The sequence below is a fragment of the Armatimonadota bacterium genome (genome assembly GCA_020354555.1).
Lineage (GTDB): Bacteria > Armatimonadota > Hebobacteria.
The window spans coordinates 1,879,521-1,883,650 of record CP070648.1 but is presented as its reverse complement, the minus strand read 5'-3'; the positions used below and the strand labels follow the sequence as shown (position 1 = coordinate 1,883,650).

Below are 4,130 nucleotides of genomic sequence, written 5' to 3'. Positions count from 1 at the left end.
TTTCAAGCTAGTAAAAATTTACTATAGTGAACGCTCAGAACTTTCAAAGAATTTCTTGATATACGCACGAGTGCGGACGCCTTCCATACAGGCTGCACACAGCGCGTGCACCTACTCATGCAAACCAACGATTGTCCGGCTACCCATGCCCCGTAAGGTGGCGGCACGGCGTTAGCCATCCGACTCCCTGCCTTGATGCCGCCCCAGCCCGTACCAGTATCCAGCCTGGACTCGTTCTAAGGGGCAAAGTCAAGATCGGAGCCGGGCCCATTCAGAACCCACCATTGCTTGTCCTCGCGGACCAGTATCAGGAAGTACCTCTGACTGCGATGCTGATACACCACGAACGCCACTCGGCCATGTCTCCATCGTGCCCAGTGGTTCTTACGCGCGAAGGCCGTCACCACAACGCGAGCGATCGGCATCGAGGGACACGCGAACTCCCCCGTTACGGCCACCTTTCCGCCCGAGAAGCTTGGGAACCCTCCCGTGCGGAAACGGCTTCCAGGACTCATCATCGCCACCATGGTTCCGGTATCACCTTTGCTCCACGCGCGCAGATAATCGGATGCGCGCTGTGTCGCATGTGCGCGCTCGGACGGCGTCGGCAGAGGCAACGGACGGGTGAACCACAGCCTGAACCAGAAAAGGAACACCAGGGCACTTAGCGCTAACGCCCCCGCAAGCAGAACCAGCGCAACGACTATGCGGATAGACCGTCGCAACGGAAGGATTGCCCTGTTCCTATTAGAAAATGGGGATAGTGACCTTTTCTCCCTGCGTATCCCCCTCCGGTGACCGGTTGACAGCTCCAACGTTCAGCGCGACAACCGACCGCTCGCCAACAATCACGAACACCGTCATCCCGCGCACGGCGATGCCGTCCGAGACTCTGCCATTCAACTCCCCGATCTCTGTCCCGGAGCCATCTTGTGACGCTATCACCACGACGTCAGCGGTTGTCGGCTTGGATGCCGGTTTCCCTACAATCGCCACCAGGTTGTCGTCTGCGGTCCACGCGTACGGAGGTCGGCGCCACGATTCCGTCTTCGCCGGAGGTGACCACTTCCACAGCCGCGTTCCGGTTGACAGATCGAGCGCGTGCAGAGATCCCCGAGCATCCACCACGCTCACTACCTCTGCCGCCTGCGTCAGCCCGCGAGCAACAAGCCGCCCCCGATTCAACGGCTGCTTCCATACGATACCGCCATCATCTGCCCTGACCTTGAAGACGCTGCTAAGCCCCGGGACTACGACATGCTCCCCAAACACCGCCGGCGCGGAAAAGCAGACGATGTCGTCGTTCTCCCAGCCCGTCGCGCCATCCTCCCGCTGCAGACTGTAGAGCGGCCCCCCGCTGACCGCTGCGTATATGTCATTGTGCCCTGCGGCAATCCCCACTAGGCTGCGCTGGAATTCTCTTCTCCAGATCACAGCTCCGGTTTCTCGGTCCAGCGCGTTGAGGCGGCCATCGCGGGCATGTGTGCGCCCCCCCTTCACCCGCGTTGACGATGACCCCTCCCAGTCAATCGCATAGACTGCATGAGCATCAATCGCGGGGCAGCGGCCGCTGGCTAACGCGAGGGTGGTCCTCCATAGCACGGCGCCGTCCTGCATTCGGATCTTCCAGACAGCGGAGCCGTGCAGCACACAGTAGAGCTCGTCGCGGTCTACCGCTGTGGCTCTGCAGACCCGGCCCCCCGTCGGTTGCGACCACCGCCTCTGCCCAGTCTCGGCGTTTAGCGCTGTAACGTGCGCCGGGACGCCGCCCGTCATGGGCATCCAACTGACCACGACGTCGTCGGTGGCGGACCACACATCGAATACCACGAGCTTAGCATCACGCGGGCCAGGCGCGATGAACCGCCACCGGATTGTCTCTCCACTGTTCGACCCTTGGCCGCCAGGTTTCCGTAGCTCCGCATTCGGCACGTACTCTTCCGGCGCGTTAATAGTACCCCTGCGGCAACCGACTGTGCTCACTGCTGCCAGAAGTCCAATGCCAGCGAGCAGTCCCAGAAGTCGTCTTACTCTCATCCGTTGCGCGCCTTCACGGAGTCTGCGCACTCAGAAGCGACCGGTCAAGATCCATGGAGAAATGAAGGGGAATGAGGGACAGCCACCTCTTTTGAGGTCTGTGATGTATGCCGCGCAAGTGTGGACGTCGCTGAGCGCGAATGGCGGAGACGCGAAAACGGCCCGCGGGCGCGAAGAGCGCGCGGGACGGATGATGAGGCGGGAGGCCCTGCCTCGGATCGGGCAGGGACGGTATGATTGCGGCCTCTCGGCGGCGTCGGGCCAGGTCAGGCATCTTCCCCTCGGAAGAGCACGGGATCACGACCGCACCGGCCACACCATAGCCAGGGGGGGAGGCGAATGTCAACCGCAGGGGGGATGCTACCGCGAATCGTCGGGGCGGGAGAGGGTGAAAGCCGCCGTTGTCCGTGCAACCGTCTCCGGGTCATCCTCACCCGACCTCTCCCTGGCAGGGGGAGGGGTGGTGGAGCCCGACTGCGGCGGCGATGGGCATGCCCACCCGACATATCGCGCGGGGTGAAGCAAAAGCGGCGCTCAAGCGCCGCACTCCATAGGGCCGAGGCCGCGCCCAAGAGCCCAGTGGCTGCGCCGAAGTGAAGACCGGCCGCCGCGTGGTGAGCGAGGCGCGCGCTATTCGGACACCGGCTCGAAGAGGTCCTTGTCCACGCCGCACTCCGGGCACACCCAGTCCTCCGGGAGATCCTCGAAGGCGGTTCCGGCGGCGATGCCGTTGTCGGGATCGCCGACCGCGGGGTCATAGACGTACTGACAGACAGTGCAGATGTATTTCTTCATCTCTAACCTCGTTCCGTTACTGCTCGCGAGTTGTGCCGGACGCGCGGGGCGCGCCCGGATTGATCGTGAATTCCGTCCGCGCCCTTGTGAAGCGCGCCGTCCGTCAGTCCGGCGCGGGCAGGCCTTTCAGCTTCTCCGCGACAACGGCGCCAAGCTCGAAGCACTGCATCAGCGCTTCGGCATCGGGGACGTATTTGATGCGAACGCCTTCGGCAACGACGTCTACTTTCATCTCTCGCAGCGCGTCGGTGATCTGCCCGACCGCCTCGCCGCTCCAGCCGTAGGAGCCGAACGCCGCTCCGACGAGATTCCTCGGCTTGAGCCCGCGCAGATACGTCAGCACATCCGCGACGGTGGGGAAGATCCCGCCGTTGAGACACGGCGAGCCGACGATCAGCGCGCCGGCGTCGAGCAGTTCGGTCGCGACGTCGCTGCGGTGACACGATCTCAGCGGCATCAGCTTGACGCTCGTGCCGGCCGTCGCCAGCCCGTCGCCCACGGCGCGAGCCATGAGGTCGGTGCTGCCCCACATGGTGTCGTAGGCGACGACCGCCCTGTTCCTGCGCTGCCCCTGCGCCCAGCTCGCGTAATACCCGAGCATCTCGGCGATGTTTTTGCGCCATATCGGGCCGTGGCTCGGCGCGATCACATCTATCGGCAGGTTGAGCTTGGTGACTTTGTCGAGCAGCTTGCCCACCAGAGGCGACAGCGGCAGCAGAATGTTGGCGTAGTACTTCGCTGCCTCGTCCTTGAGGATTGCCGGGGCGATCTCGTCGGCGAAGCGCTCGCTGGCCGCCAGGTGCATGCCGAACGCGTCGCTGGAGAAGAGGATGCGTTCCTCGGCGAGGTAGGTGAACATGCTGTCGGGCCAGTGCAGCATGGGCGTTTCGACGAAGGCCAGTGTCGCATTGCCGAGGCTCAGGCTGTCGCCCTCCTTGACCGCCTCGATGTCGCGTTCGATGCGAAAATGCCGGCCGAGCGCCTCGACCCCGCGCGTAGAGGCGAAGACGCGCTCGGGGTTGGCCGCCGCGATGACCTCGGGCAGGGAGCCGGAGTGATCCATCTCGGTGTGGTTGGAGATGATGTAGTCAATTCTCCGCGGATCAACGACCGACGCGATGCGCTGAAGCATCTCCCGCTTGAACGGCGCTTTGACGGTGTCGATCAGGGTCACCTTGTCAGCGAGGATGAGGTAGGCGTTGTAGGTGCTGCCGCGGCTGGTGAGATAGCCGTGGAAATCGCGAACGCCCCAGTCGATCGCGCCGACCCAGAAGACGCGGTCGGTGAGGGGTGTGGCG

General features: G+C 63.6%; 3 protein-coding genes. All 3 read right to left on the bottom strand.

Annotated features, from left to right (window positions below):
• Positions 1-747: 747 nt before the first annotated feature.
• Complete coding sequence (locus JSV65_07700; GenBank protein UCH36226.1) at positions 748-1,830, bottom strand: PQQ-binding-like beta-propeller repeat protein; 1,083 nt, start codon at positions 1,828-1,830, stop codon at positions 748-750.
• A gap of 837 nt (positions 1,831-2,667) precedes the next feature.
• Positions 2,668-2,832 (bottom strand): rubredoxin, encoded by a 165-nt coding sequence (locus tag JSV65_07695; protein ID UCH36225.1) that lies wholly within the window; start codon positions 2,830-2,832, stop codon positions 2,668-2,670.
• A 103-nt stretch (positions 2,833-2,935) separates the two neighbouring features.
• On the bottom strand, positions 2,936-4,130 hold a 1,195-nt coding region (locus tag JSV65_07690; protein UCH36224.1), incomplete at its 5' end, for an FprA family A-type flavoprotein.